The organism is Borreliella kurtenbachii (assembly GCF_030437945.2).
GTDB classification, from domain to species: Bacteria; Spirochaetota; Spirochaetia; order Borreliales; family Borreliaceae; genus Borreliella; species Borreliella carolinensis.
In genome coordinates, this window is record NZ_CP124058.1 from 731,442 (window position 1) to 755,326 (window position 23,885).

At 28.5% G+C, this 23,885-nt stretch carries 25 protein-coding genes, 2 tRNA genes and 1 other RNA gene; 27 read left to right on the forward strand and 1 reads right to left on the reverse strand.

Annotated features, from left to right (window positions below):
- Positions 1–254 precede the first annotated feature (254 nt).
- The 12 genes from badR (at position 255) to rnc (ending at position 7,595) form a co-directional block, all read left to right on the forward strand.
- A complete protein-coding gene (gene badR, locus QIA22_RS04055; RefSeq protein WP_301611951.1) occupies positions 255–1,463 on the forward strand; it encodes a host adaptation transcriptional regulator BadR in 1,209 nt (402 codons plus the stop codon).
- 62 nt (positions 1,464–1,525) lie between these two features.
- On the forward strand, positions 1,526–2,860 hold the full coding sequence (gene ffh, locus QIA22_RS04060) for a signal recognition particle protein (protein ID WP_301611953.1): 1,335 nt from the start codon (positions 1,526–1,528) through the stop codon (positions 2,858–2,860).
- Between the two features lie 12 nt (positions 2,861–2,872).
- Positions 2,873–3,133: a 30S ribosomal protein S16 gene (gene rpsP, locus QIA22_RS04065; RefSeq protein WP_071983611.1), complete on the forward strand. Its 261-nt coding sequence runs from the start codon at positions 2,873–2,875 to the stop codon at positions 3,131–3,133.
- Complete coding sequence (locus QIA22_RS04070; protein WP_002557283.1) at positions 3,134–3,382, forward strand: KH domain-containing protein; 249 nt, start codon at positions 3,134–3,136, stop codon at positions 3,380–3,382.
- Between the two features lie 3 nt (positions 3,383–3,385).
- Positions 3,386–3,886 (forward strand): ribosome maturation factor RimM, encoded by a 501-nt coding sequence (gene rimM / locus QIA22_RS04075; RefSeq protein ID WP_301611958.1) that lies wholly within the window; start codon positions 3,386–3,388, stop codon positions 3,884–3,886.
- Complete coding sequence (trmD, locus tag QIA22_RS04080; RefSeq protein WP_301611959.1) at positions 3,883–4,602, forward strand: tRNA (guanosine(37)-N1)-methyltransferase TrmD; 720 nt, start codon at positions 3,883–3,885, stop codon at positions 4,600–4,602. The genes rimM and trmD overlap by 4 nt, the downstream gene beginning before the upstream one ends.
- Positions 4,580–4,945 carry a 50S ribosomal protein L19 gene (gene rplS / locus QIA22_RS04085; protein ID WP_014023911.1) on the forward strand — a complete coding sequence of 122 codons (366 nt, stop codon included), beginning with the start codon at positions 4,580–4,582 and terminating at the stop codon, positions 4,943–4,945. Before trmD ends, rplS begins: the two co-directional genes overlap by 23 nt.
- 368 nt (positions 4,946–5,313) lie before the next feature.
- Complete coding sequence (locus tag QIA22_RS04090; RefSeq protein ID WP_301611960.1) at positions 5,314–5,853, forward strand: hypothetical protein; 540 nt, start codon at positions 5,314–5,316, stop codon at positions 5,851–5,853.
- A 1-nt stretch (position 5,854) separates the two neighbouring features.
- Positions 5,855–6,346 (forward strand): pantetheine-phosphate adenylyltransferase, encoded by a 492-nt coding sequence (gene coaD / locus QIA22_RS04095; RefSeq protein ID WP_301611961.1) that lies wholly within the window; start codon positions 5,855–5,857, stop codon positions 6,344–6,346.
- Between the two features lie 63 nt (positions 6,347–6,409).
- Entirely contained in the window at positions 6,410–6,592 is a 183-nt protein-coding gene (gene rpmF / locus QIA22_RS04100) for a 50S ribosomal protein L32 (protein ID WP_301611962.1), read from the forward strand.
- A gap of 23 nt (positions 6,593–6,615) precedes the next feature.
- On the forward strand, positions 6,616–6,858 hold the full coding sequence (gene acpP / locus QIA22_RS04105) for an acyl carrier protein (protein WP_004789379.1): 243 nt from the start codon (positions 6,616–6,618) through the stop codon (positions 6,856–6,858).
- The gene (gene rnc / locus QIA22_RS04110) at positions 6,858–7,595 is read left to right on the forward strand and encodes a ribonuclease III (protein WP_301611968.1); all 738 of its coding nucleotides are present in this window, start codon (positions 6,858–6,860) and stop codon (positions 7,593–7,595) included. The genes acpP and rnc overlap by 1 nt, the downstream gene beginning before the upstream one ends.
- Here the strand turns inward: rnc and QIA22_RS04115 are convergent.
- Positions 7,566–8,798 (reverse strand): CCA tRNA nucleotidyltransferase, encoded by a 1,233-nt coding sequence (locus tag QIA22_RS04115; protein WP_301611970.1) that lies wholly within the window; start codon positions 8,796–8,798, stop codon positions 7,566–7,568. The genes rnc and QIA22_RS04115 overlap by 30 nt on opposite strands.
- Before the next feature lie 113 nt (positions 8,799–8,911).
- Here QIA22_RS04115 and QIA22_RS04120 point away from each other — a divergent pair, with 113 nt between their 5' ends.
- The 15 genes from QIA22_RS04120 (at position 8,912) to rodA (ending at position 23,838) form a co-directional block, all read left to right on the forward strand.
- Positions 8,912–10,681: a hypothetical protein gene (locus QIA22_RS04120; protein WP_301611972.1), complete on the forward strand. Its 1,770-nt coding sequence runs from the start codon at positions 8,912–8,914 to the stop codon at positions 10,679–10,681.
- Between the two features lie 5 nt (positions 10,682–10,686).
- Positions 10,687–11,010: a hypothetical protein gene (locus QIA22_RS04125; RefSeq protein ID WP_301611974.1), complete on the forward strand. Its 324-nt coding sequence runs from the start codon at positions 10,687–10,689 to the stop codon at positions 11,008–11,010.
- 87 nt (positions 11,011–11,097) lie between these two features.
- A tRNA-Thr gene (locus QIA22_RS04130) sits at positions 11,098–11,171 on the forward strand.
- Positions 11,172–11,176: 5 nt separating this feature from the next.
- Positions 11,177–11,258 (forward strand) — tRNA-Tyr (locus QIA22_RS04135).
- A 209-nt stretch (positions 11,259–11,467) separates the two neighbouring features.
- A complete protein-coding gene (gene mltG, locus QIA22_RS04140; protein ID WP_301611976.1) occupies positions 11,468–12,499 on the forward strand; it encodes an endolytic transglycosylase MltG in 1,032 nt (343 codons plus the stop codon).
- 5 nt (positions 12,500–12,504) lie between these two features.
- Complete coding sequence (gene dnaG / locus QIA22_RS04145) at positions 12,505–14,286, forward strand: DNA primase (protein WP_301611978.1); 1,782 nt, start codon at positions 12,505–12,507, stop codon at positions 14,284–14,286.
- A 3-nt stretch (positions 14,287–14,289) separates the two neighbouring features.
- A complete protein-coding gene (rpoD, locus tag QIA22_RS04150; protein WP_301611980.1) occupies positions 14,290–16,185 on the forward strand; it encodes an RNA polymerase sigma factor RpoD in 1,896 nt (631 codons plus the stop codon).
- A 12-nt stretch (positions 16,186–16,197) separates the two neighbouring features.
- Positions 16,198–16,956, forward strand: coding sequence for a zinc ribbon domain-containing protein (locus QIA22_RS04155; protein ID WP_301611982.1), 759 nt, complete (start codon positions 16,198–16,200; stop codon positions 16,954–16,956).
- Positions 16,957–16,982: 26 nt separating this feature from the next.
- Positions 16,983–17,334: RNase P RNA component class A (gene rnpB, locus QIA22_RS04160), an RNA gene on the forward strand.
- Positions 17,335–17,358: 24 nt separating this feature from the next.
- Positions 17,359–18,327 (forward strand): tetratricopeptide repeat protein, encoded by a 969-nt coding sequence (locus QIA22_RS04165; protein ID WP_301611983.1) that lies wholly within the window; start codon positions 17,359–17,361, stop codon positions 18,325–18,327.
- Between the two features lie 10 nt (positions 18,328–18,337).
- Positions 18,338–19,387, forward strand: a complete 1,050-nt coding sequence (locus QIA22_RS04170; protein ID WP_301611984.1) for a rod shape-determining protein — start codon at positions 18,338–18,340, stop codon at positions 19,385–19,387.
- Positions 19,388–19,390: 3 nt separating this feature from the next.
- A complete protein-coding gene (gene mreC, locus QIA22_RS04175) occupies positions 19,391–20,236 on the forward strand; it encodes a rod shape-determining protein MreC (RefSeq protein WP_301611985.1) in 846 nt (281 codons plus the stop codon).
- Positions 20,236–20,718: a rod shape-determining protein MreD gene (gene mreD, locus QIA22_RS04180; protein ID WP_071983626.1), complete on the forward strand. Its 483-nt coding sequence runs from the start codon at positions 20,236–20,238 to the stop codon at positions 20,716–20,718. Before mreC ends, mreD begins: the two co-directional genes overlap by 1 nt.
- The gene (gene mrdA / locus QIA22_RS04185; RefSeq protein WP_301611988.1) at positions 20,718–22,517 is read left to right on the forward strand and encodes a penicillin-binding protein 2; all 1,800 of its coding nucleotides are present in this window, start codon (positions 20,718–20,720) and stop codon (positions 22,515–22,517) included. The genes mreD and mrdA overlap by 1 nt, the downstream gene beginning before the upstream one ends.
- A gap of 4 nt (positions 22,518–22,521) precedes the next feature.
- The gene (rodA, locus tag QIA22_RS04190; RefSeq protein ID WP_301612211.1) at positions 22,522–23,838 is read left to right on the forward strand and encodes a rod shape-determining protein RodA; all 1,317 of its coding nucleotides are present in this window, start codon (positions 22,522–22,524) and stop codon (positions 23,836–23,838) included.
- The last annotated feature ends 47 nt before the right edge of the window (positions 23,839–23,885 follow it).

Genomic DNA, 23,885 nt, shown 5'->3' on the forward strand with positions numbered 1-23,885 from the left:
TGGCTTTTCTTGTGTTTATTAATCTTAAACCCAATTAATTTTTATTGATGAGTTTTTATGTAAAAATGATTTTATTCCTTTTTTTGTCAAGCTTTAAGTTTTTGATAGTTTATGAATGTGATTTTATGATGTAAAATATTTTTTAGCCTTATAAAGGCATTTTTGTCTTTTAGGAATAGATAGAATATTGTATTGGTTTTTTTAATATGATATTTTATAATATTTTTTTATTTTAAAAATAAAGGAGGTGTATTATGCAGGGTGAAAATATGGTCTCAATTAGAGGCGGGAATAGAAGAAAAATTCTTCTTAGCTTGAAAAATATGCAATATTCAAGAACAGACCTGTCTCGTAAGTTGGCCTTAACAAATGCTGCAGTTACTATTTTGACTAATCAAATGATAAAAGAAAATCTTTTGATTGAAGTTGGTTCTAGGGTGTCTGATGTTAAAAAACATGGACGAAAAGAAATACTTCTTGATATTAATAAAGATTATGCGTATTCAATGGGAGTTATTATTTCTAGCAATTATTTTCAAATAGGTATTGCTAATCTTAAATGCGAGGTTTTAATAAGCGAGACTCATTCTTTTGAGCCCCCAGTTAGTGCTTATGATATTTTAGAAAAAATAAAAGATCATATGATAGAAATTATTTGGAAGCATAATTTCTCAAGAGATAAGTTTATTGGCTTAGGCTTTAGTATTACAGGATTAATAAAGGATAAAGAATTAGGCATTGTTAATGATAGTTATGGGGCATGGGTTGAAAAAGATGTTCCTGTTAAGAGAATACTTGAGGAATACTTTTCGCTTACAGTTTACCTTGAAAGTTATGTTAAAAATTTATCTCTTGCTGAATTTATGGGCAAAAATATAGATAATATTATGTTTTTTGACTACACAGATACTGCTGAACTTTCGATTTGGTCAGGCGGCAATGTTTATCCCGGTTTTAATAATAAATCAGGTATGGTTAGTCATATGATAATTGATTATGAGGGAGAAAAAAATTGTCCAACTTGTGGTAATAAGGGCTGTGTTAATATGCTAATATCTAATTTTGCTTTGCAGAGATTAATTTCAAAAGAGTTTATGAATGGGGAGATTCCTGAGCTTTATGAAAAGTATGAAGGCAGATTGAAAAAGGTTACAATATATGACATTTTTTCTCTTCATGAAAAATATGATTTTATAAATAAAATTATGCAAGATACTGTTAAATATTTGGCAATAATTATTATTAATATTCAAAGAATGCTTGATTTTAATTATTTAGTACTCTACGGTCAAAGTTTTAAATTAAAAGCCTTTTTTGATTTGTTAAAAGAAGAGATTAAAAAGCTTAATAAAGAAAATATAGTATTAAAGCTTAGTTCATTAGACACCGAAGTTTCTGTTGTTGGGCCTGCTTCTAGTGTTATTTTTAATAAATTTTATTTGACAGGGGGAGATATTGATTAATATTGCCTTTTTTTGTATCTTATATTTGACAAGATTATTTTTGAGAATAAGGGTTATTTTTAATGCTTGAAAGTTTGGGGTCAAATTTTAGAAATTTTATAAACTATCTTTCTGGAAAATCTACAATAAATGATAAAAACATTGCAGAGGCTATTGATATTATTAAAGATTCTTTAGTTGATGCTGATGTTAACTTAAGAGTTATAAGGCGTTTTTTAAATTCTATAATTGAAGAATCCAAGGGAGTAAAAGTTTTAAGGGGTATTGATCCAAAATCTCAGTTTATTAAAATTGTCAATGATAATCTTGTTAAATTTTTGGGAGGCAAAAGTTACGAGCTTAGTTTACATCCTGCCAACAAACAATCTTATATTCTTATGTTGGGACTTCAAGGATCTGGCAAGACCACAACATGTGCCAAGCTTTCTTTAAAGCTTAAAAAGGAAAATAGAAAAGTGCTTCTTGTAGCTGCTGATACATTTAGAGCAGCAGCCGTAGAGCAGTTAAAAATATTGGGTGGTCAAATAGGTGTTCCAGTATTTTCAATTGAGGGGGAAAAAGATCCTATTAAAATTGTTAAAGCATCTATGAAGTTTGCCGAGTCTAATTTTTTTGATTCTGTAATAGTTGATACTAGAGGACGACTTGAGGTTGAATCTTTGTTAGTTGAAGAGATAAAAAAAATCAAGGGGATTTTGCAACCCGCAGAAACCATTTTAGTGGTAGACTCTATGATGGGTCAAGTTGCTGTAAATATTGCTAAGGAATTTAATGAGAATGTTGGTCTTACTGGTGCAATATTTTCTAAGTTTGATTCAGATACTAGAGGGGGCGCTGTATTATCGTTTAAAAGTATTTGTGCAGTTCCTATTAAATTTATTGGCGTTGGAGAGAAAATTGAGGATCTTGATTCCTTTTACCCAGAAAGAATTGCTTCTAGAATTCTTGGCATGGGGGATGTTGTTAGTCTTGTAGAGAAGGTTCAAAGTGTTGTTGACAAAGAAGAGGCTATTAAGCTTGAGGAAAAAATTAATAAAGCTAGTTTTAATTTTGAAGACTATCTGAGCCAATTTAGGCGAATTAAACAAGTAGGAGGGTTTTCTAATTTTGTAAGTTTTTTACCGGGCGTTTCAAAATCAATTCTGAATAGCAATAATTTAAATGAAGAGAGTTTTAATAAAGAAGAAGCTATTATTCTTTCTATGACCAAAAAAGAAAGAATAAATCCAGTGATTTTGAATAATCCCTCAAGAAAAAAAAGAATAGCCTTAGGAAGTGGAACAACTGTTTTTGATGTTAATAAGCTCATAAAAAAGTTTAGTCAAACAAATTTGATTATGAAAAAAATGAAAAATAAAGATTTTCAAAGTAAGATTGCATCCCTTTGGGGAAAATAAGGAGGAATAAATTTGAGCGTTAAGATAAGATTGAAGAGAATGGGAGCTAAAAAAAGGCCTTATTATAGGATTGTAGTTATGAATTCTACGTCTCCTAGAGATGGTAGAGCAATTGAAGAGCTTGGTTATTATCATCCTGTTGAAAAGCAAAACCAAATAAAAATTAAGGAAGATAGAATGAAAGATTGGATAAGCAAGGGAGCAATTTTAAGTGATACAGTGAAAATGCTTTTAAATAAAAACAGCTTGAATGCGAAAAGTCAGGAGGTTTAGATGAAAGAGTATGGGAATGAGATTGAACTTATAGAGTTTATAGTAAAGTCTCTTGTAGATAAAGAAGATGAAGTGAAACTAAATGTAATTGAGGGGGAAAAATCAACTATTTTGGAATTAAGGGTTTCCCAAAGCGATGTGGGTAAGATAATCGGAAGACGGGGGCGTATTGCACGGGCTATTAGAACTTTGCTTGGGGCATGTGCTGCTAAAACCAATAGGCGAGTGCAGCTCGAAATTTTAGATTAATTTATGTTTATTAAAGGCGTTATATTATCGTCTTATGGAGTTAATGGGTATGCTAAGGTTAAAAGCATATCCAATAATTTTTGTGATTTTATTAATCTAAAAAACAATAAAGTGCTTTTAAAAAAAAACAATGTTTCTAATATTGAAGTTAAAGTTGTAGATGTTAATGTAAGGGGCAATTCCTTATTTTTAAAGTTTGAAGGAATTAATACTCCAGAGGCAGTTAAGACGGTGATTGGTTTTGAATTGTGGGTTGATGATTCGCTTGCATCGAGTTTAAAAGAAGACGAATATTATTTAGGAAAACTTATTGGCTATGCTATTGTTAATAACAATAAAAAACTAGGAGAAGTTGTAGCTTTCTTTGAATATTTAAATAATGTATTTCTTGAGGTTAAAGTGGGTATTAAATTTTTCTTTATTCCCTTTTTAAGCATTTATATTGGAGATATAAATGCTCAAGAAAAAACAATTGAGCTTAAGGTTTTAGATCTTTTAAAATGAAATTTATAGTTTTATCCCTTTTTCCAGCAATAATTAAACCATTTTTTGAAAATTCAATAATGAAAAAGGCTATTGACAGGGGAATAGTAAGTTTTGAGCTTGTTGATATTAGGGATTTTTCAAAAGATAAGCATAAAAGATGTGATGATTTGCCTTATGGAGGCGGTGTTGGGATGGTATTAAAGGCTGAACCTCTTTCTTTTGCTCTTGAGCATGTAGAATCTGTCAAGAAAACAACAATATTCTTAAGTCCTTCTGGGATAAAGTATACCCAAGAGTTGGCATATTCCTTGTCAAAAAAAGAAGAAATTGTTATAATTTGTGGAAGATATGAAGGAATTGATCAGCGTATTATAGATTTGTATGTTGATTTTGAGATTTCTATTGGAGATTATGTTTTATCTTCAGGAGAGATTGCAGCTCTTGTTTTAATAGATAGTGTATATAGGCTGTTAGATGGAGTAATAAATCCTAATTCTTTATTAGAAGAATCATTTGGTGTAAAAAATGGATTACTTGAATATCCTCATTATACCAGGCCCTATGATTTTAAGGGGGCAAAGGTTCCAGAAGTTCTTGTTTCAGGGCATCATGAAAATATAAAGAAGTGGAGACTTGTTAAAGCTAGAGAAAAAACTAAGAAAAATAGATATGATTTATACCTTAAATATTTAGAGATAATAGGAGAAGATAATGGATTTGATAAGAAAAATTGAAGCTCAGAATAAGAAAAATGAGGCTTTTGTTTTTAATGTGGGAGATACTGTGAGGGTTTTTTATAAAATTATTGAAGGTAGTAATGAAAGGTTGCAGAGTTTTGAAGGGATTGTTATTGCTTTCCAAAATAAAGGAATTAGCAAAACATTTTTGGTTAGAAAAATTTCCTCAGGGATAGGTGTTGAAAAAATTTTTCCAGTATATTCTCCTATTATAGAAAAGGTTGAAGTTTTAAGAAAAGGAAAGGTTAGAAGGGCAAAGCTTTATTATATGAGGAATAGAATTGGTAAAGCTGCTATGAAGATAAAGGAGCGTCTTAATATTAAAAAAGTTAAGCATTAAGTTTTTAATTATTTTAAATGTTTTAGCAAATTAAGTCATAAAATGAATCAAATTAGATTGAGATTAAGAATTATTTTTGATTGATCTTTTGTTTTGTAAATTTTTATTCAAGATTTAGTAGGATTTTTACTATTTCAAGAAATAATTTGGGCAAGCTTGGTTGTGTATTTATTCTAATTAAGAACATTAATTAACCATTCTTATTAAATTTCAATATGGATTTAATTGTACTTTTGTCTTTAAAAAGCTAAAGATTTAAAATTTCGATCTTTTGAAAAACTTTTAAGCTATGTGAGTGATTTTGTTCTTAAATATTTGTTTTTATTTTATCAGAGTTAATATTTATTCTGTAGTTAAGGGGGTTGATTTTGAAATATACTCAAAGTAAGTTTAAGAGTAGTAATTTTCAGAAACACAATAAACGTTTTTATGGGTTTAAGAATAAAAGATTAAATTCTGAGAGCAAAAGTCAAAATGTTGCCCCGTTAAATAGTTTTAATAATAAATCAACTGTTTTTAATACAGATAAACAAAATGTTTTTAAAGGTAAGTTTAGAAGAAAAAGTATAAAATTTAGAACAAGGATAAATCTTGACATTGCTTGTGCTATTTGTGAAAAAAAAATAAATGATATTGTTTTTAGTATGTCTTTAAAGGTTGAAAATGAAGATAAACCTGTTCATTTTGATTGTGTTATCAATAAATTAACAGTTGAAAATAATCTTTCAAGTAATGAAAAATTGGTTTATAGAGGTGCTGGTAAATTTTTTATTGTGGATACATCTTCTAGAGGAGAATATTTATATTTCAAAATTATTAAAGAAATTGAATTTGAAAATTTAGAAGAGCAGCCAATATGGCGTAAAAAAATTCTTAAAGATATTAATAGAGGGTTTAGGCTTTCTTGATATGAAGGTGGCAGTTTTTCCAGGATCTTTTGATCCAATTACTTGGGGCCATATTGATTTAATTAAAAGATCTTTGGCTATTTTTGATAAAGTTGTTGTTTTAGTAGCTAAAAATAAATCAAAAAAATATTTGCTAAGTGACGTTGAGAGGTTTAGTCTTACAAAAGAAGTTGTCTCATCTTTAAATTTTTCAAATGTACTTGTAGATAGGTATAGCGGGTTTATTGTTGATTATGCATTAATTAATTCTATTAAATTTATTGTTAGGGGAATTAGGGCTTTTAATGATTTTGATATAGAGTTTGAAAGATATCTTGTTAATAATAAGTTAAATTTTAAAATTGATACTATATTTTTACCAAGTAGTGCAGAATATTTATATGTAAGGTCGGATTTTGTAAAGGAATTGATGAACAAAAAGAATGTTGATCTTTCTAATTTTGTTCCAGAATTGGTGTTTAATAGATTAAAATCTAAGTTTATTGACAAATGACTTGGTTAATATATATATTATTAAGATAATTTAATGTAGTTTAAAAGTAGTTAGGAGAAAGTAATGGCTGTTCCAAAATTTAAGCCTTCAAAATCTAGGAGTAGAACAAGGCGTAGCATAAATATGAGGAAGAAAATTCCGCAATTTCAAGAATGTTCTAATTGTGGGAATCTTGTAGTGAGACATAGGATTTGTTTAAAATGTGGATATTATAGAAATAACCAATATCTAGAGATAGGTTTGTAGCTTGTAGTAAGGAAGGTGTATTCATGGATAATGATGAAATTTTTAGCAAGGTTAGGTCTATTATATCTGAGCAACTTGATAAAAAAGAAGATGAAATTACTATAGACTCTAGATTTGTTGAGGATCTTAATGCAGATAGTCTAGATATTTATGAGCTTTTGTATTTGCTTGAAGAGGCCTTTGATGATAAGATTCCAGAGAACGAAGCCAATGAATTTGAGACAGTAGGCGATGTTGTTAATTTTATTAAAAAGAGAAAAGGTTGATGAAAAAAAATTCTTCTGATTTTTGTTTGAGTAGTGAAAGAAAAGCTCAATTAAGTGAATTTTTGGAAAATTTGAGCATTGATTTTGGTAATTTTGATTTGTTAAATACAGCATTGAGTCATTCTTCGTATTCTAATGAGTTGGATCAAAAATCTAGCAATAATGAGAGATTAGAATTTTTGGGAGATTCTGTGCTTAATTTAATTATTACAGATCATCTTTATAAAACTTATCCAAATAAAAGTGAAGGAGAACTCAGTAAGGCCAGATCTTATATTGTTAGTGAAGATTCCTTGTCTAATATTGCTAGAGAGATTAATCTTGGTTCTTACATTTTACTTGGCAGAGGAGAGGAGAGTAATGATGGTCGAAACAAAAAAGGCATTCTTGCAGATGCTATTGAAGCCTTTGTAGGCGCTATTTACCTTGATAGTGGATTTTTAAGAGCAACAGAATTTGTGGTTGGGCTTTTTGATATGTATATAAGATTGATGTTTAATAGGGGTGATTTTAAAGATTATAAGAGTTTATTGCAAGAATATGTTCAAAAGAAATATAAAATCTCACCAAGCTATAAGCTAGACAAGGAAATAGGTCCAGACCATGATAAAGTTTTTTGCGTTGAACTTTATGTTGGGGAAAATTTTATATCAAATGGGAAGGGCAAATCTAAAAAAGAAGCCGAAATGAGAGCGGCCGAAGTAGCTTTAAAAGCTATGGAAAATATTAACCTTTAAGGTTTTAATTTTTTTTATAAGATAATTTTTAGTATTAAGCTTGGGATTTTCAATTACGCAGCTTAGTAGTATGTTTAAAATTTTACCTATGTTTTTATTGTCTATTTGTTCTAGATTTTGTATATCTTTTCCATTTATTTTTAAATCTTTTAAAGAGAGAGGATTTTTTAGTAATTTTTTTCTTTTTATGTTTTTTGTTATGAATAAATATTTTTTCTTTTTTCCTTTGAGTGCTTTGTATATATCAATTATTTCCTTATAATGTTCTCTTGTGCTCTTGCTAAGTAAATATCTAATATCACTTAATTTTTTGACATTAAAAATGTTGTTATTATCGATTATGCTTCTATAAAATAAAATTAGCTTAATCTCTTTATTTGAGAATTTAAGTAAAGTTAATTTTTCTTTTAGTTCTTTTATAGGTTTTTTAATTGTCAATATTGTGATTGCCTTTAAATAAAATTTGTCTTTATTAAGTAGGGCAATTTTTTTGATTAATTTTGTTTTTATTTCTAGATTGAAAAAATTTTTAAAAAAATTGACTTTTTTAAGATAATAAATTCCTTTTTGTATATTTGTGCCTTCTAACAATTTGTGAAATTCATTTTTTATTCTTTCTTTTGAAATCATTAAAATATTTTCTTTTTTATATTTCATTGAAATTAAAGTATTTTTTTCAATGTTAAAATTAAGGGTGGATGAAAATCTTGCTGCTCTAAGTATTCTAAGAGCGTCTTCTTCAAATCTTTTATTTGGATTTCCTATGCATCTTATTATTCTCTTATTAAGGTCTTTCCCCCCGTCATAGCAGTCTATTATGTTGAAGTTGAAAATATCCATTGCAATTGCATTAATTGTAAAATCTCTTCTTTCAAGATCTTTAATTAAATTTTTAGTGTATTCTACTTGTTTAGGAGCTCTGTTATTTTCATATTCTTTTTCTATTCTGTATGTTGTGATTTCAAAGATTTTTTTATTAAAAATAATGCCAATTGTTCCATGTTTTATTCCTGTTTTAATGTTATTTGGAAATAATGTTATTATTTCTTCAGGAGTTGCATTTGTTGCAAAATCAAAATCGTAAGGTTGCTTATTAAGCAGTAAGTCTCTTAAAGCGCCTCCAACTAGATAAAATTCGTAGTTGTTTTTTTTAAATATTTTACCAATTTTAATTATATTTTGATTATCTTTGCCTAGATTCATATAAAATTATATTATAGTGTAAATATTTTTTTTCTAAAATTGATTTACAATTTTAATTTATTTGAAGTATGTTGTAAGTAATGCTTTATTTTAAATGGTTTTATTGGGGTTTTATGAGTGGTAATAACAATAGTGTATACAATGCTATAGGTCAACTTTCAAAAGAGACTAAAAATAGGTTGATGAATGATATAAAAAAAAGCTTAGGTTTGAATTCTTCCGATTTTGTTTTACCCAATGGCAGCAATGAGCCCTATGTTGATTCTCAGCTTGAAAAATTTCTTTCGGGGCGTTTAATGGAAGAATCATTTCTTATTAGAATGTGGTTAACTATTTTAAATTTTTTTCAGAAAGATAAAAGTAAAGAAGATATTTATAAAGCTTATGTTATAAAAAACCTGGAAAATCAAGTTAATGAAATGTGTAAAAATCCAGTAATAGATTTTAAGAGAGAATGTTTGCATATTGGTTTTGTAGAAATGTTTTTTAGTGTTTACCGATATTCAATGGAATTGAAAGAATTTTTTAAGAAATTAGAAAAAGGTGGCATTATTGTTGAGCAAACTATTTTAGAAATCATTCAAAGCAAAGTTCTTAATTCTAAAAAAAATTTGGAAGATTTCTTAGATGAGGGCGAATATGAGCTTTTTTTGAAAAAAGAAAAAACTCAAAACGATTTAGAAGAATCTCTTAAGATTAAGATAAATGAGTATATTAATTCTATTTCATCTAATACTTACAAAATTGTCTTTGATATGTTTGAGTTTTATTATGTTTTTAATAGTTTGGCGTTTTTTCCTTATAAATCTTTTTTTTCATTTTTCAATGTAGATCTTTTAGATAATACTGAAAATATTAGCATTGTTGACCTTGAGGTTGGATTTGGAACTAGCTTTTCAAGTGTTAGTAAGTATTTGAATTCTTTTTTTGACATTTTGTATACATTAAAAGATATTGAGATAGATGAGGATATCATTAAAAGCATTATATCGAATTATTTTTCAATATCTGATGATATTAGTAATTCAGAGATAATTTCAAGAGAAGATCATATATCTCGAGTAGAATACGTATTGAAAAATGTTTTATCGATTGTATCTAAAATTGTTGGCTTGTCAAGAACTTTACCTTATTTAGATGTTTTTAAAGTATATTGCAAAAACCCTGCTGCATCTCCTAAAAAATATGTACCCTTTTTTGATGTAAAAAATTTTTATGAGAACATTTTATTTTTAAATGTTATGGGCCAGGCTATTAAAAAGCATGAAAGCTCTTTAAAAGTTCTTGTGATTAAAGAAATAAAAAGTCTCGTTAGAGATCCTGGGGTAGTTTTAAATTTAAAGGGTGAGATTTTTAATGAATTAAATGGTCGGTATAGTTTTAAAAAGTTATATTTTCTTAATGATTTTTTTAAAAACATATATGATATTAGAATGATGGAAGTTTTAAGAACTATAAATAATGTCGTATTAATTAATAATCATGATTTGAGAAATACATATGTTGACATTGAAAATAATATTACTGCTTTGAAAAAAGAAATTTATAATATTTACTTTGAGATTGATTATAAAAATGAGGAATTTGAAAGGTATAAAAGAGAGAACAAAATTGATGACCCTTATAGGGAAAGGATTTTGAAGTGGTGCTTAAATGAATCGACTTCTATTGATAAGGTTTCAAATAGATTTGTGGATTATTTTATTGAACTTAAAAAGAGATGTTTGGCTTTGTTGGAAAATCAGAATGTTTTTATTCGAAAATCTTTAACGGTTTCTTACAAATCAATGGTAAATGAAAATAAAACAATTACATTGGCGGATGTTATTGGTAATCTTTTAGAAATCATAAATCAGGCACTTTTTATAATAAAAAATTTATAAATTTTATGAAAGTTTTTAAAGTAAAAAATCTAAGACGTTTTTCAAATTTTATTAGAATTTTGGTTATTGTATTGTTTTTAAATTCTTTATTAAGTTTATTTGTGTTTTTGGCTGGTTCTTACAATATTTTTGTTTACAATTTTCAGAAATTTTATCTTGATCTTACCATTATTTTAAGCTCTATCTCTTTTGGCCTTGAATCTACTAGGTTGATATTTTTTTATTTATTGAGAAATAAAAAAATTAATTACTACTTAATTTTAATGTTTAGTTTTGTGATTTTTTTTTGTGCTCTTGTTTTTAAAATTTTTCTTTCTGGTAACAAGTAGATTAATAGGATTATTGTATTAATTATTTATCAATATTCTATTGACTAATGAATTTTATTTTTATAAACTAACTATTAGTTTATATTTGCCGACTTAGCTCAGCTGGCCAGAGCAGCGGTCTTGTAAACCGCAGGTCGTCGGTTCGACTCCGACAGTCGGCTTTTAGGGGGCGGTACCGAAGTGGTTAACCGGGGCAGACTGTAAATCTGTTGGCTTTGCCTACGTGGGTTCGAATCCCACCCTCCCCAATTTAGTGGGATTATAAGTGATTGCCTTTTTATAGTTTTGATTGTGATCTTTTAAATGTGTGATTTCGTTTCATTTTGGTGCTTGTATTTTTGTCTATTTAGAAAAGTTATTATTGGTTATAAAATATGATGTTAGCTATCAATTAAAAATTTTAATTGATAGCTAAAGTGTAATTAATAAAAACTTTTGCTTTAGCTAGGAGATTCTTGTGCTTATTAAAATTGGGAAAGTATTTATTCTTTTCTTCTTTTTAGGATCTATTTTGTCAATTTTTATATATTTCTTAAATTTATCTTCTTTAGCAAATGGCTTAGTTTATGAATTTAATATTGAGAAAGGTTGGGGAGTCAAGAAAATAGCTAAAGAATTAAAAAAGCAAAAGTTAATTAAATCCGAACTGCTTCTTGTTTTTATTTCGTATATTTTAGGTAGTGATAAACAATTTAAAGAGGGAAGATATTTAATTAATGGTGATCTTTCTACGTTTGAAATATATAAAGAGTTCTTAAAGGGATCTTCTAATGTAAACATTGATGTTACAATACCTGAAGGGTATACTAGCAGAAGAATCGCTTTAAAGCTTAAAGAATTTTCTGTCATTGATAATGTTCAAGATTTTATTTTTTTAATCAATAATAAATCATTTATTTATGAGTTTGGATTTGATTACGATTCTCTTGAAGGATTTTTATTTCCAGATACTTATAAATTTTATAAGGGTATAGAAATAAAGAATGTAGTTCGTATGTTTGTTGATAATTTTTTAAGCAAGCTTAAATCTATAGGTGTTGTTTTTAGTGATTATTCAAGTAAGGAGCTTTACAATAGGGTAATAATAGCATCTATTGTTGAACGCGAGTATAGGGTTAAAAGCGAAGCCCCAATAATGTCTTCGGTTTTTTATAATAGAATAAAATCTGGTATGGCATTACAATCCTGTGCCACTATTGAATATATTATTACAGAGGAGCTAGGACGAAGCCACCCTAAGAGAATTTATTTTTCAGATTTAGAGATAGATTCTCCTTATAACACATATATTAATAAAGGATATCCTCCCGCTCCAATTTCAAATGCCGGCATTATTTCGCTGCAAGCAGCTTTTTTCCCAAAAAATACGCAATATTTATTTTTTGTGGTAAAAGACTCTAGGTTGGGCACGCATCAATTTTCATCAGATTATTCCTCACATCTTTTAGGGGCAAAAGATTATATTAAAAATTTTATTACTAAGGATTGAGAGTTATGAAGTATTTACAAACGGCAGCCTCAATTAAAAGCAAATTTGATATTGTAACTATTGTGGAGCAGTATATTAAGCTTGTTAAATCGGGATCTACTTATAAAGGTCTTTGCCCTTTTCATGCTGAGAAAACCCCCTCTTTTTTTGTAAATCCTTTGCAAGGATATTTTTATTGTTTTGGATGCAAAAAGGGCGGGGATGTTATTGGATTTTTAATGGATATGGAAAAAATCAATTACAATGATGCTCTTAAGATTTTATGTGAAAAATTCGGTATTCATTATAATGATTTAAAAATAAGTAGAGAAAGTGAAAATAAAAATGAAAATAAAGACGTAGTTTCAAAAATTTACTCTTTGAATTCTAGGTTAATTAATACCATTAAATTTTTTTTGAATAAAAACAAAAAAGCTTTAGATTATGTTTTAAATAGTAGAGCAATATCTAAGGAAATCGTTGATTTATTTGAACTTGGATATTTGCCATTTAACATTAAAAATGGGTTAGAGCTTCATGATTTTTTGGTTTCAAAAGGATACTCTTCTGAAATACTTAGAAAAAGTGGTTTGTTTTCAAAAACGAATCCCAAAGCTTCTATTCTATCTCAAAGATTAATTTTTCCAATTAAAGATTTTAAAGGAAATGTTGTTGGTTTTGGGGGTCGAGATTTAGATGGGAAAAGTTCTAAGTATATTAATTTAAGTGAAACTGAAGTTTTTAAAAAAAAGGAGCTTCTTTATGGATTTTATGAGGGTTTTGAGGAGATTAAATCTACAAAATCAGTTATATTGGTAGAAGGATATATAGATGTTCTTGCTTTTTTTACATCTGGGATTAAGAGAGCTGTATCTACTCTTGGCACTGCTTTTTCAAAAGAACATCTAGCTTTGATTCAAAGATATGCTGATGAGGTAATATTATCTTTTGATGGGGATGATGCTGGACTTTCTGCAACTTTAAAAGCTTATCAAATTTGTTTGCCATTTAATATCAATGTTAGTGTTGTTAGAATGGATTTTGGTCTTGATCCCGCAGATGTTTTTAAAAGTGAGGGTGCACACTCTTTGCAAAAAATTTTAAATAATAGATGTGATGCTTTTGAATATCTCTTAGATGTTTATTCTAATAAATATGATTTAAATAAAACTGTAGATTTAAATGCCATGATTAATTTATTTTTAAATTTGATAAATTTATCAAAAGTAGATACTCAGAAAAAAATTTTTTTAGACAAGCTAAGCAATAAGCTTGGTATTGGTGTGACAACTTTATTAAAAGATTATTATAGAATAAAAGAAAGATTTGTAGTTGACAATAATAAAAGAAATTTGTATGCTCATAATGATGATTCTTATGAGAGGTATCTAATAGTAGCTTTGTTGAAAAATTTTAGTTATTTTAGCACAGTAAGGCGCAATATTATTGATAGTGATTTAATTAATATTGATGCCAGAAAAATTTTTATGTGCTTTGAAAATTTATTTGAAAATAATAAAGATTTTTCGTTAATGGATTTAAAAAAAGATTTAAAGGATACCTATAAAGTTAGTGAATTTTTTTTTGAAGAAATTTTAAATTCTGAGTTTGAAGTAGATGATGAGATGCTCATTCATATTTTGCTTGCAATCAAGAGAAGAAAAATAGATTCTCGTGTTTTGCTTTGCAAAAAAAGATATGATGGGGACTCTTTGGTAAATGCTAAGATTCAAATAAATGAGTTAATGTTTTTAAATATGCAGAGAAAGAATTTAAAAATCTACATAGATGATGTTCCAGGGAGTTAGGTTTTGTCGGATTTGGAAAAGAAATATTCGAAGCTGATAGAGGGTATTATTGCTCATTTGGGAGATAGAAAATCTCTTAGTTTTAGTGAATTATCAAATTTACTTCCCGATGACATATTAGAACCAGAGATTCTTGACTGTATTTGCTCTGTACTTGAAGATAGGGGCATAAGATTAGTTAATAAAATTTCGGAATTAGATCTGGTTGTTAGCGAAGATGGAAATGATGAAGAGGAAGAGGTTGAAATTGAATCTGATAGAAATTTTATGATTTTAGATGATGGTTTTCAAAGTGATGAGGAAGATATTGATATTGATGATAAGCTGGATGATTGTGATGAAGAAGATATTTCTGTCAAGGATGATTTAGGTTCAGGGTATATTAAAAACAATGTCTTAAAAGATAGCCACTCAGAAGATCCAATCAAGCTTTATTTAAAGGAAATAGGAAAAGAGTTTTTATTAACAGGAAATCAAGAAGTTGAACTTGCAAAACAAATGGATTCTGGAGAGAGCATCATTGAGAATATTCTTAAGAATGAAGGACTTGTTATAGAAAATTATTATAATCTTGTGAATACTATTTACTCAAGAATGGAAAGGGAAGAATTTTTTAAAAGAGAAAAAGATAAGGATAAAGAGAATAGTCCTGATTATTATAATAAAAAAAAAAGAATTGCCTCTTTTTACAAAATTCCTTTAAAGCCAATTCAAGATCGTTTAATAAGTTATGTAGATAATAAGCATAGGGTGTATGATCTTGGGGGGGATATTTTTGAAAAGAATTTAAAAAAAGAAAGATTAGCCCTAAAAGAGCTTTTAAGGGACATTCCTTTGTATCAAGAGGAATTAAGGATTTTTTCAGATGATTATATTGACTCTGCTAATAAAATAAAGGATTTGCAAAGACAGCAAAGAATAATTCTAAGTAGATTGAAAATTGAAAAAATAAGAGATTTGAGGGTGCTTGGAAGAGATTTAACTATTGTTGAAAAAAAAATAGAGATAGAAAAATCTCTCAAACTTAAAGAAGATGCTATTAAAGAGCAGATTACAGAGGCTCAGCTTGCTCAAAAAGAACTTGAGAGAATTGAGATGTATTATGAATATCCAACGGATAAAATAATAAGCATGTCAGAAGAGATTGCTAAAGGCAAGCAAATGATGCAGCACGCTAAAGATCAGCTAATTAAGGCTAATTTAAGGCTTGTTGTAAGCATTGCTAAAAAATATGCAAACAGAGGTCTTCATTTTTTTGATCTTGTTCAAGAAGGCAATATTGGATTGATTAAAGCTGTTGAAAAGTTTGAATATAAGAGAGGCTTTAAGTTCTCAACTTATGCTACTTGGTGGATTAGACAAGCTATAACAAGGTCTATTTCTGATCAAGCTCGTACAATCAGGGTTCCTGTGCATATGATTGAACAGATAAATAGGCTTAATAGAGAAACTAGGTATTTAATCCAAGTTTTAGGCAAAGATCCCACAGACGAAGAGCTTTCAGATAGACTTGGATGGGAGCTTAAAAAGGTAAAAACCGTAAAGAGTGTTTCAAGAGAGCCTGTTTCTCTTGAAACACCAATTGGAGAAGAGGAGGATTCTGTTCTTAGCGATTTTATTGAGGATAAGGCAATAAAAAATCCCGCAAATCACACATCTTTTGTAGTTTTGCAAGATCAAATAAGAGCAATTCTTGGAACTCTTCCTGAAAGAGAACAAGAAGTTGTGAAAATGAGATTTGGGCTTGAAGATGGCTATTCTTTAACTCTTGAAGAGGTTGGACTTCATTTTAATGTTACAAGAGAAAGAATTAGACAAATTGAATCTAAAGCATTAAGGCGGCTTAAAAATCCCAAAAAAACTCAAAAGTTAAAAGATTATCTTGAAGATTTAAATTGAACAGGAGGATTGATGGAAAATAATATTGATACATTAAAAAAACTTGAAGTTATATATAAGTCTAAGTTTGAGCTTGAAGAAAGGCGAAAAAGTATTCCCAAGTATTTGGAGGCGAAAAAAAATCAAATTGAAGAATTATCGAGAGTTCTTGTTGATTTGCAACAAAAGTTTAAGGAGTATCAAAAAGAAGATTCTGCTTTAAAGTTAGATATTCAAGATATTAATTTAAGAAAGAGTAAGGCTGAAGAAAAAATTGATAGCATTAAAACGCAAAGAGAGTATGAAGCTCTTGAAAAAGAACTTCAAGTTATTATTGACGATGAAGTTACGATTAGAAAAAAGATGACACATGTTAATGGGCTTAAAACCAAAATAGAAAAGGAAATATTAGATGTCAACGAGAAGCACAGCAAAGAAGAAGAATGTTTTAGAGTTGAAAGCAGTAGTTTTGAGCAAGAGCTTCTGGAAATTGAAAAAAAACTTTTAGAAATAGAGAGTGAAGAGTTAAATTGTGCTTCTAAAATGAATGAAGATTTTTTATTTAAATTTCAAAGAATAATAAGAAATAAATCAAATGGAGTTGTGCCTTTGGTGAACAATGTTTGCAAAGGTTGTCATATGATACTTCCTGTTGAATTTGCAAATAAAGTTAGACGTGAGCCCAACGATATTAAATTTTGTCCTTATTGTAGTAGAATACTTTATTATCAGGATAAAATTCAAATAAGTGATGAAATAATTCCTGGTAGTTTAGCAGATCTTGTTGAATAAAATTTATTAATTTGATACTTTTTATTTAAGCTGGCAGTCAGCCATCGCTTAGCTTTATTAATTAAAGCTTAAGAGGAAAGTCCGAGCTCCAATAAGAACATAATGCTAGGTAATGCCTAGGGGTTTTAAACCTAAGAAAGTGTCGCAGAAAATTACCGCCTTAAAAGGTAAGGGTGAAAAGGTGAGGTAAGAGCTCACCGCTTATTTAGCAATAAATACAGGCAAGATAAACCTCATTAGGAGCAAGATCAAGTATGTAAGTAGCCTTTGTTCTTGAGGACATGCTTACGGGTAGATCGCACGATTTTTTTAGCGATAAAAAAACAAGAGAGATGATGGCATAGTACAGAACTCGGCTTATGGGTGTCAGCTTAATTTCATTAGCCTAAAAGAGAGTTTTAAATGGAAATAAGATATTTAAGATATATTTTTTACTCATTTATGATTTTCATTTTCATTTTTTTAATTTATTATATTTTATCATATTTTAAATCTTTTTCTAGTTCTTATTTAAAAGCAGGGCCAACAGAAGTTGATTTGCTTTTATTGTGGGATAAAAAAGAATATAAAGAGATAATAGATTATGCTGAGAATGATATTAAAAATCATAGATTTGATTTTAATTTAAATTTACTTTTGGGATTTTCATATTTTTATTATTCTTTAATAGTAAATGAAGGATATTTAAAGGGAGAATTTTTAGATAAATCCATAGAAAGATTGAGATTTTTAATTTCTATAAATGATGGAGTCTCTATAAGTCCTTTGTATTACATATTAGGAAAGGCATATTCTCATAAAGGAGAGTTTTATAGTGAGCTTGCTGTAAAATTTTTAAAGAAGGCTTTAAGCGCTGATAATTTTGATTTCATGAACATTAAAGAAGATATTTTTGAATATTTGGGATATTCTTATCAGCTTTTAAGAGATTATAAGTCCAGTTTAAAGTTTTTTGAAAAAGCTTTTAATGAAAATAAATCAGATTTAGTGCTTTGGAGTTTGGCGTATGTTAATTATAAACTGAATGATATAAACAAAAGCATTGAGTATATAAAAAAAATAATAGAAGAAGAAAAAAGAAAATTGTCAAAGGGTGAGAAAACGGATGAAAATTTAATTCAAAAGGTATATTTGCTTTATGGAGACATTTTATTAGATAAAGGCGATTATGATAATGCTTTTAATTACTATAATAAAGTTCTAGAAATTAATAGTTCAAATTCTAGCGTTTATGTTAAAATAGGAGATATATATAGGAAGAAAGATAAAGATTATCCTAAAGCTAGAAAATACTGGAGAGAAGCTCTCAATCTTAATCCTTATTTAGAAGCAGCAAGAGAGAGACTTGGAATTACTTTGGAAGACTTTTAGGGAGGTTGATTTGAATTTGTTTAAGTCTTTTTTGATAGATATTGGCATTGATCTTGGAACATGTAATACATTGGTTTATATTAAAGATTATGGTGTGGTTATGAGTGAGCCTTCTGTTGTTGCAATAGATGTTACCAAAGGTAATAAAGTCGTTGCGGTTGGCAGAAATGCTAAAAAGATGCTTTGGAAAACTCCAGAAAATATCAAAGCTGTGCGTCCACTTAGAGATGGGGTTATTGCTGACATTGAGAATACAGAGAAGATGATCAAATATTTTATTAATCAAATTTTTTCTCGTAAAAAATTGTTTTTTAAGCCAAGAATGGTAATAGGCGTTCCCACTTGTATTACAGAGGTTGAAAGAAGGGCTGTAAAAGAGAGCGCAATGAATGCTGGTGCAAGAGAAGTTAAAGTAATAGAAGAATCCCTTGCAGCTGCTATTGGATCTGATATTCCTATTTTTGAACCTACAGGTCACATGGTATGTGATATTGGAGGTGGAACTACAGAAATATCTGTTATTTCTCTTGGCGGCATGGTTGTAAGTAGAGCAATTAGAACCGGTGGTGACGAATTTGATGAGAGCATAATAAAGTATATGAGAAATTCTCATAATATTATAATTGGTCAACAGACAGCAGAAAAATTGAAAATTAAGATAGGAAATGTATATCCTGATATTCAAAATTTAAAAGTAGAAAAAATAGATATTAAGGGTACAGATGCTGTAACTGGTCTTCCTAGAAAGCAACTTGTTGACTCTATGGAAGTAAGAGAGTCTTTACAAGAGCCTATAAATGTTGTTGTGGATGAAGTTAAGCGCACTCTTGGTGCAACGCCTCCAGAGCTTGCTACAGACATTGTTGAGCGTGGCATCATTTTGACAGGCGGAGGTGCTCTTCTTAAGGGTTTAAATAGGCTTCTTTCAAAAGAGACCGGAGTTCCTGTTTATGTTGCAGATAATCCACTTCTCTCTGTAGCTGTTGGTGCCGGTTTATTTTATGATTATGCCAATAGAATAGATATTAGCAAGAATATTTACAGTTTTATCAATGAATAAGTTATGAATTTTCTTGTCAAATTCAAGAATTTTATCAAAGTACTTTTAGTATTGATAGTTTCTCTTGTTTTTATGATTTATGATTCAAGCAGCATTCAAAAAAGAAGATCTGATAATTTTTTGTTTTTTACTCTTAATTCTTATATTCAAAGCAGAATGCATGGGATTTTTAGTTTTATTTCCAATGTTTTTAAAACTGTAAATGAATACAAAAATTACAAGGACAAGATAGAATTTTATAAAAAAAGAATACAACAGCTTGAAATAGTAACTCAGAATATACAGTCACTAAGGCAAGAGAATGTTCGTCTTAAAGAGCAATTAAATTTTTATTCGTCAAGATCTAGTGATTTTATTTCAGCAGAGATTATATATCTAAACTATTCAAACATATCGACTTTAATGGCTATTAATAAAGGATTCAATGATGGGATAGAAAAGGATATGATAGCAGTTGCATATCAAGATGGATTTAGTGGTCTTGTAGGCAAAGTTGTAAAGGTCTATTCTAATACTGCTAAAATTTTGCCTTTAACTAATTATGAAAATTTTGTGTCTGCAAGGATTCAAAGTAGTAGGTTTATAGGTCTTATAGAAGGTAATGGTTATGGTAAAAAACTTGAAATGAATTATGTTAATAGACTTGCTGAAAAAGATTTAAAAATAGGAGATTCCATTGTTACTGCTGGATTTAGTGAATATCCAGTTGGTATTTATATTGGAAAGATTACAAATTTTCATATTCTTGATTACAATTCTCTTTTAAAAATAGAAGTAGAGCCAGCTATAGCTTTAGATAAGCTTGAGTATGTTTTTCTTGTTAAAAATAACAAAGAGATTGGTGAATAATGGCAGCATTTTTTACATATTTTATTTCTAGCGCATTTTTAGGTAAAATTTTTCAACACTATTTTGCAACTTATTTTTATTTTTCAATAGATATTTTTTTAATTTTTCTAGTTTTTAATTCTTTAAATTTTATTTTTAATGTGGGATTATTATCTAGTATTTTATATGGGCTTCTTATGGATTATTTTACAGGGTTGCCACTTGGGTTTTTTGTTTTTGGGTATACAATAATATTTTATTTTAACAATAAAATAAAGTTATTCATGCCTAAAAATATGCTTAGCATGACAATATTTTTTATTCTTTCAAAAGTTATATTATGGTTTTTAGCTATTGTGTTTTATGATTTTATAGATTTAAAATCTTTTAATTATTCAATTTTTAACCTTGATCTTGTTGTAAATATAATGTCTATTAACTTTTTATATCCAATTCAAAATTATTTTACTAGAAATTTTTATTCTTTTAAAGAGGATTATTAGTGGGTGTTATAACAAATTTTAGATATAAGTTCGGCATATTTTTTTTAATAGTAATTATGCTGCTTTATTTGGCAATTTTATTTCAAATGCAAATTGGCAAGCATTTATTTTACGACAGAGAAGCCAATGTTTTTTTATCGAGATTGGAAAAAATCAATGCTTCAAGGGGTGAGATTTTAGATTCTAATTCCAATATTTTGGCAAATAATTTAACCATGTTTATTTTAAAGATAAGTTTACAACAGTATTATAATATGCCTGTTGCTACTAGAATTGAGATGATAGATTTTTTATCAAGCACTCTAGATATTGATAAATCAATTATTTTATCTAAGCTTCAAGAACCTGGTGGGTATCTTAAAGATGTTGAAATAATTGAACTTACCCCAAAGATGTTATTTAAAATTTCTGAAAAAAAGTTTTATTATCCAGCTCTTTTATGGACCTATTCTTTTAAGCGCAACTATTTAGTTGACGACTCATATTCTCATTCAATCGGTTATGTTGGGCAGATAAATCAAAGAGAACTTAGAACGTTTTATAATGTTAGTGGATATGATAATACTTCTACGATAGGAAAGTTAGGCATTGAGCAAGTTTATGATAATTACATTAGAGGGCAAGAGGGATTAATAAAATACAAAGTAGACTCTAAAGAGAGAAGAATAGACGATGGTTCTATTATAAGAAATATGGTGCCAGGTAATGATGTTGTGCTTAATATTAATAAAAATATTCAAGATCTTGCTAAGAATGCTTTAGGCAAAAGGTATGGTTCTATTGTAGTATTAAAACCATCAACAGGGTCTGTTCTTGCTCTTCATAATTATCCTTATTATTCTATGAGAGATGTTTACAACAAAGATAATAAGGAAGATTACTCTTTTTTAAATAAAGCAATTCAATCCGTTTATCCGCCTGCGTCTATTTTTAAATTAGTTGTTGCTGCTGCCATTCTTGAGGAGAGAGTTATAGATAAAGATCGTAAGATTTATTGTCCTGGACATTTTAAAGTTGGAAATAGAATTTTTCATTGTTGGAAGCCTGGTGGGCATGGGTATGTTAATTTAGAAGAGGCGATTGCACATTCTTCTAATGTGTATTTTTATACACTTGGGCTTAAGTATCTTGGGGTTGATAGAATTAGAAAATATGCAAAAGAATTTGGTTTTGGAGAAAAAACAGGAATTGATTTGCCAAATGAAGTAGCTGGCCTTCTTCCTAGTCCTGAGTGGAAAGAAAAAACTTTTAATCAGCCTTGGGTAGGAGGAGATACTGTAAATTTTTCAATAGGTCAAGGATTTTTAAATGCTACTCCTATGCAGATTGTTAATATGGTTGCTATGATTGCAAATGAAGGTGTTGTATATAAACCCAGAATTGTAAATAAAATTTTAAAGGGTGGTACTAATGAAGTTATTCTTGAGAATAAACCAGAAATATTAAGAAAGACAAATCTTATTAGTAAAAACACATTTAAACTTCTGAAAAAATATATGAGAAGTGTTGTAACTTATGGTACAGCAAGATATGCAGTTCTTACAAAAGCTGTTAAGGTTGGGGGAAAAACAGGTACTGGTCAAACTGGTATAGATGGTTTTGAAAATAGTTCTTTTATTGGACTTGCCCCTTATAACGGTTCATCTGATAATCAAATTATTGTTTTTAGTTTGGTTGAGGCAAAAAGTAATGTGGATTGGTGGCCTGCAAAATCTACAGATTTAATAATGCAAGGCATTTTTGCAAATCAAAGTTATGAAGATATTCTTAAGGGTTATAGGCCATGGTATATTAGGTAGATTAATGGTTTTTAGAAAAAATTATGATTATTTAGCTTTGATAAGCTTACTTATAGTTTCGTTTGTTGGCATATTGTTGATTTATTCTAGCGATTATAATATTAATGGATCTTTAACTAAGAATGAATATATAAAACAAACCTTTTGGGTAGTTATTGGATTTTTTTTAATTTTTATAGTGGGTAAATATGATTTAAAATTTGTGTATAGCATGGTATATCCTTTGTATTTTTTATTAATATTGGCTTTAATTTTTACTGCATTTTTTGGAATAACTGTAAACGGAGCAAAGTCTTGGATTGGTATATGGAAACTTGGAGGACAGCCTTCTGAATTTGGTAAAGTTATTATTATTTTAACCCTTTCAAAATTTTATACTGAAAAAAAGGGTTATAATGAATTTTTTACCTTTATTGCTGCATTTTTATTAATTTTTCCATCGGTGATTCTTATATTGTTGCAACCTGATTTTGGGACAGCAATAGTATATTTAACCATTTTTATATTTATTTCTTTTTTTGCAGGAATAGATTTGCATTATGTTTTAGCATTTGCGTTGATAGGGTTTTTTTCTTTTGTTTTTGCAATTTTGCCAGTTTGGTATGAATATAAGGTAAATATGGGTAATGTATTTTATCTTATTTTCTCAAATCCTTTTTATTTTAGAGTAATAATGGGAGTGCTGCTTTTAATACTTTTGATTTCTGTTTTAGGATTTTTTATTTCTAAATATGGTTTGAGTATTAAAATAATTTATTTTTATGTATTTTTTGCAAGTTCTATTTTATTGGTTTCAATAGTGCTTTCAAAGATCCTTTCAAAGTTAATGAAGACTTATCAGATTAAACGGTTTTTGGTATTCTTAGATCCGGCTATTGATGCTAAGGGTGCTGGGTGGAATTTGAATCAGGTTAAAATAGCAATTGGTTCTGGCGGTCTTTTTGGAAAAGGATTTTTAAAGGGGCCTTATACCCATGCTAATTATGTGCCATCTCAAAGCACAGATTTTATTTTTTCTATTCTTGCTGAAGAGTTTGGGTTTTTGGGTGTTAGTACTATTTTAATATTATTTTTTTTTCTTTTTTTAAAATTTTTGATAATAATGAATAAAAGTCAAGATAGGTATATGGCCTTAGTAATATCTGGAATTTTTGGACTTTTATTTTTTCATACCTCTTTTAATGTTGGAATGTCTTTAGGGGTTCTTCCTATTACTGGGATTCCATTCCCTTTTCTCTCTTATGGGGGTTCTTCTACTATTACATTTTTTTTAGCAATGTCTTTTTATTTTAATATTGAATCAATAGTTGCTATGGATTGAGAATTTATTTTCAGGTTTTTGTTTTTTTGTCTCTATTTTTTTAGAAA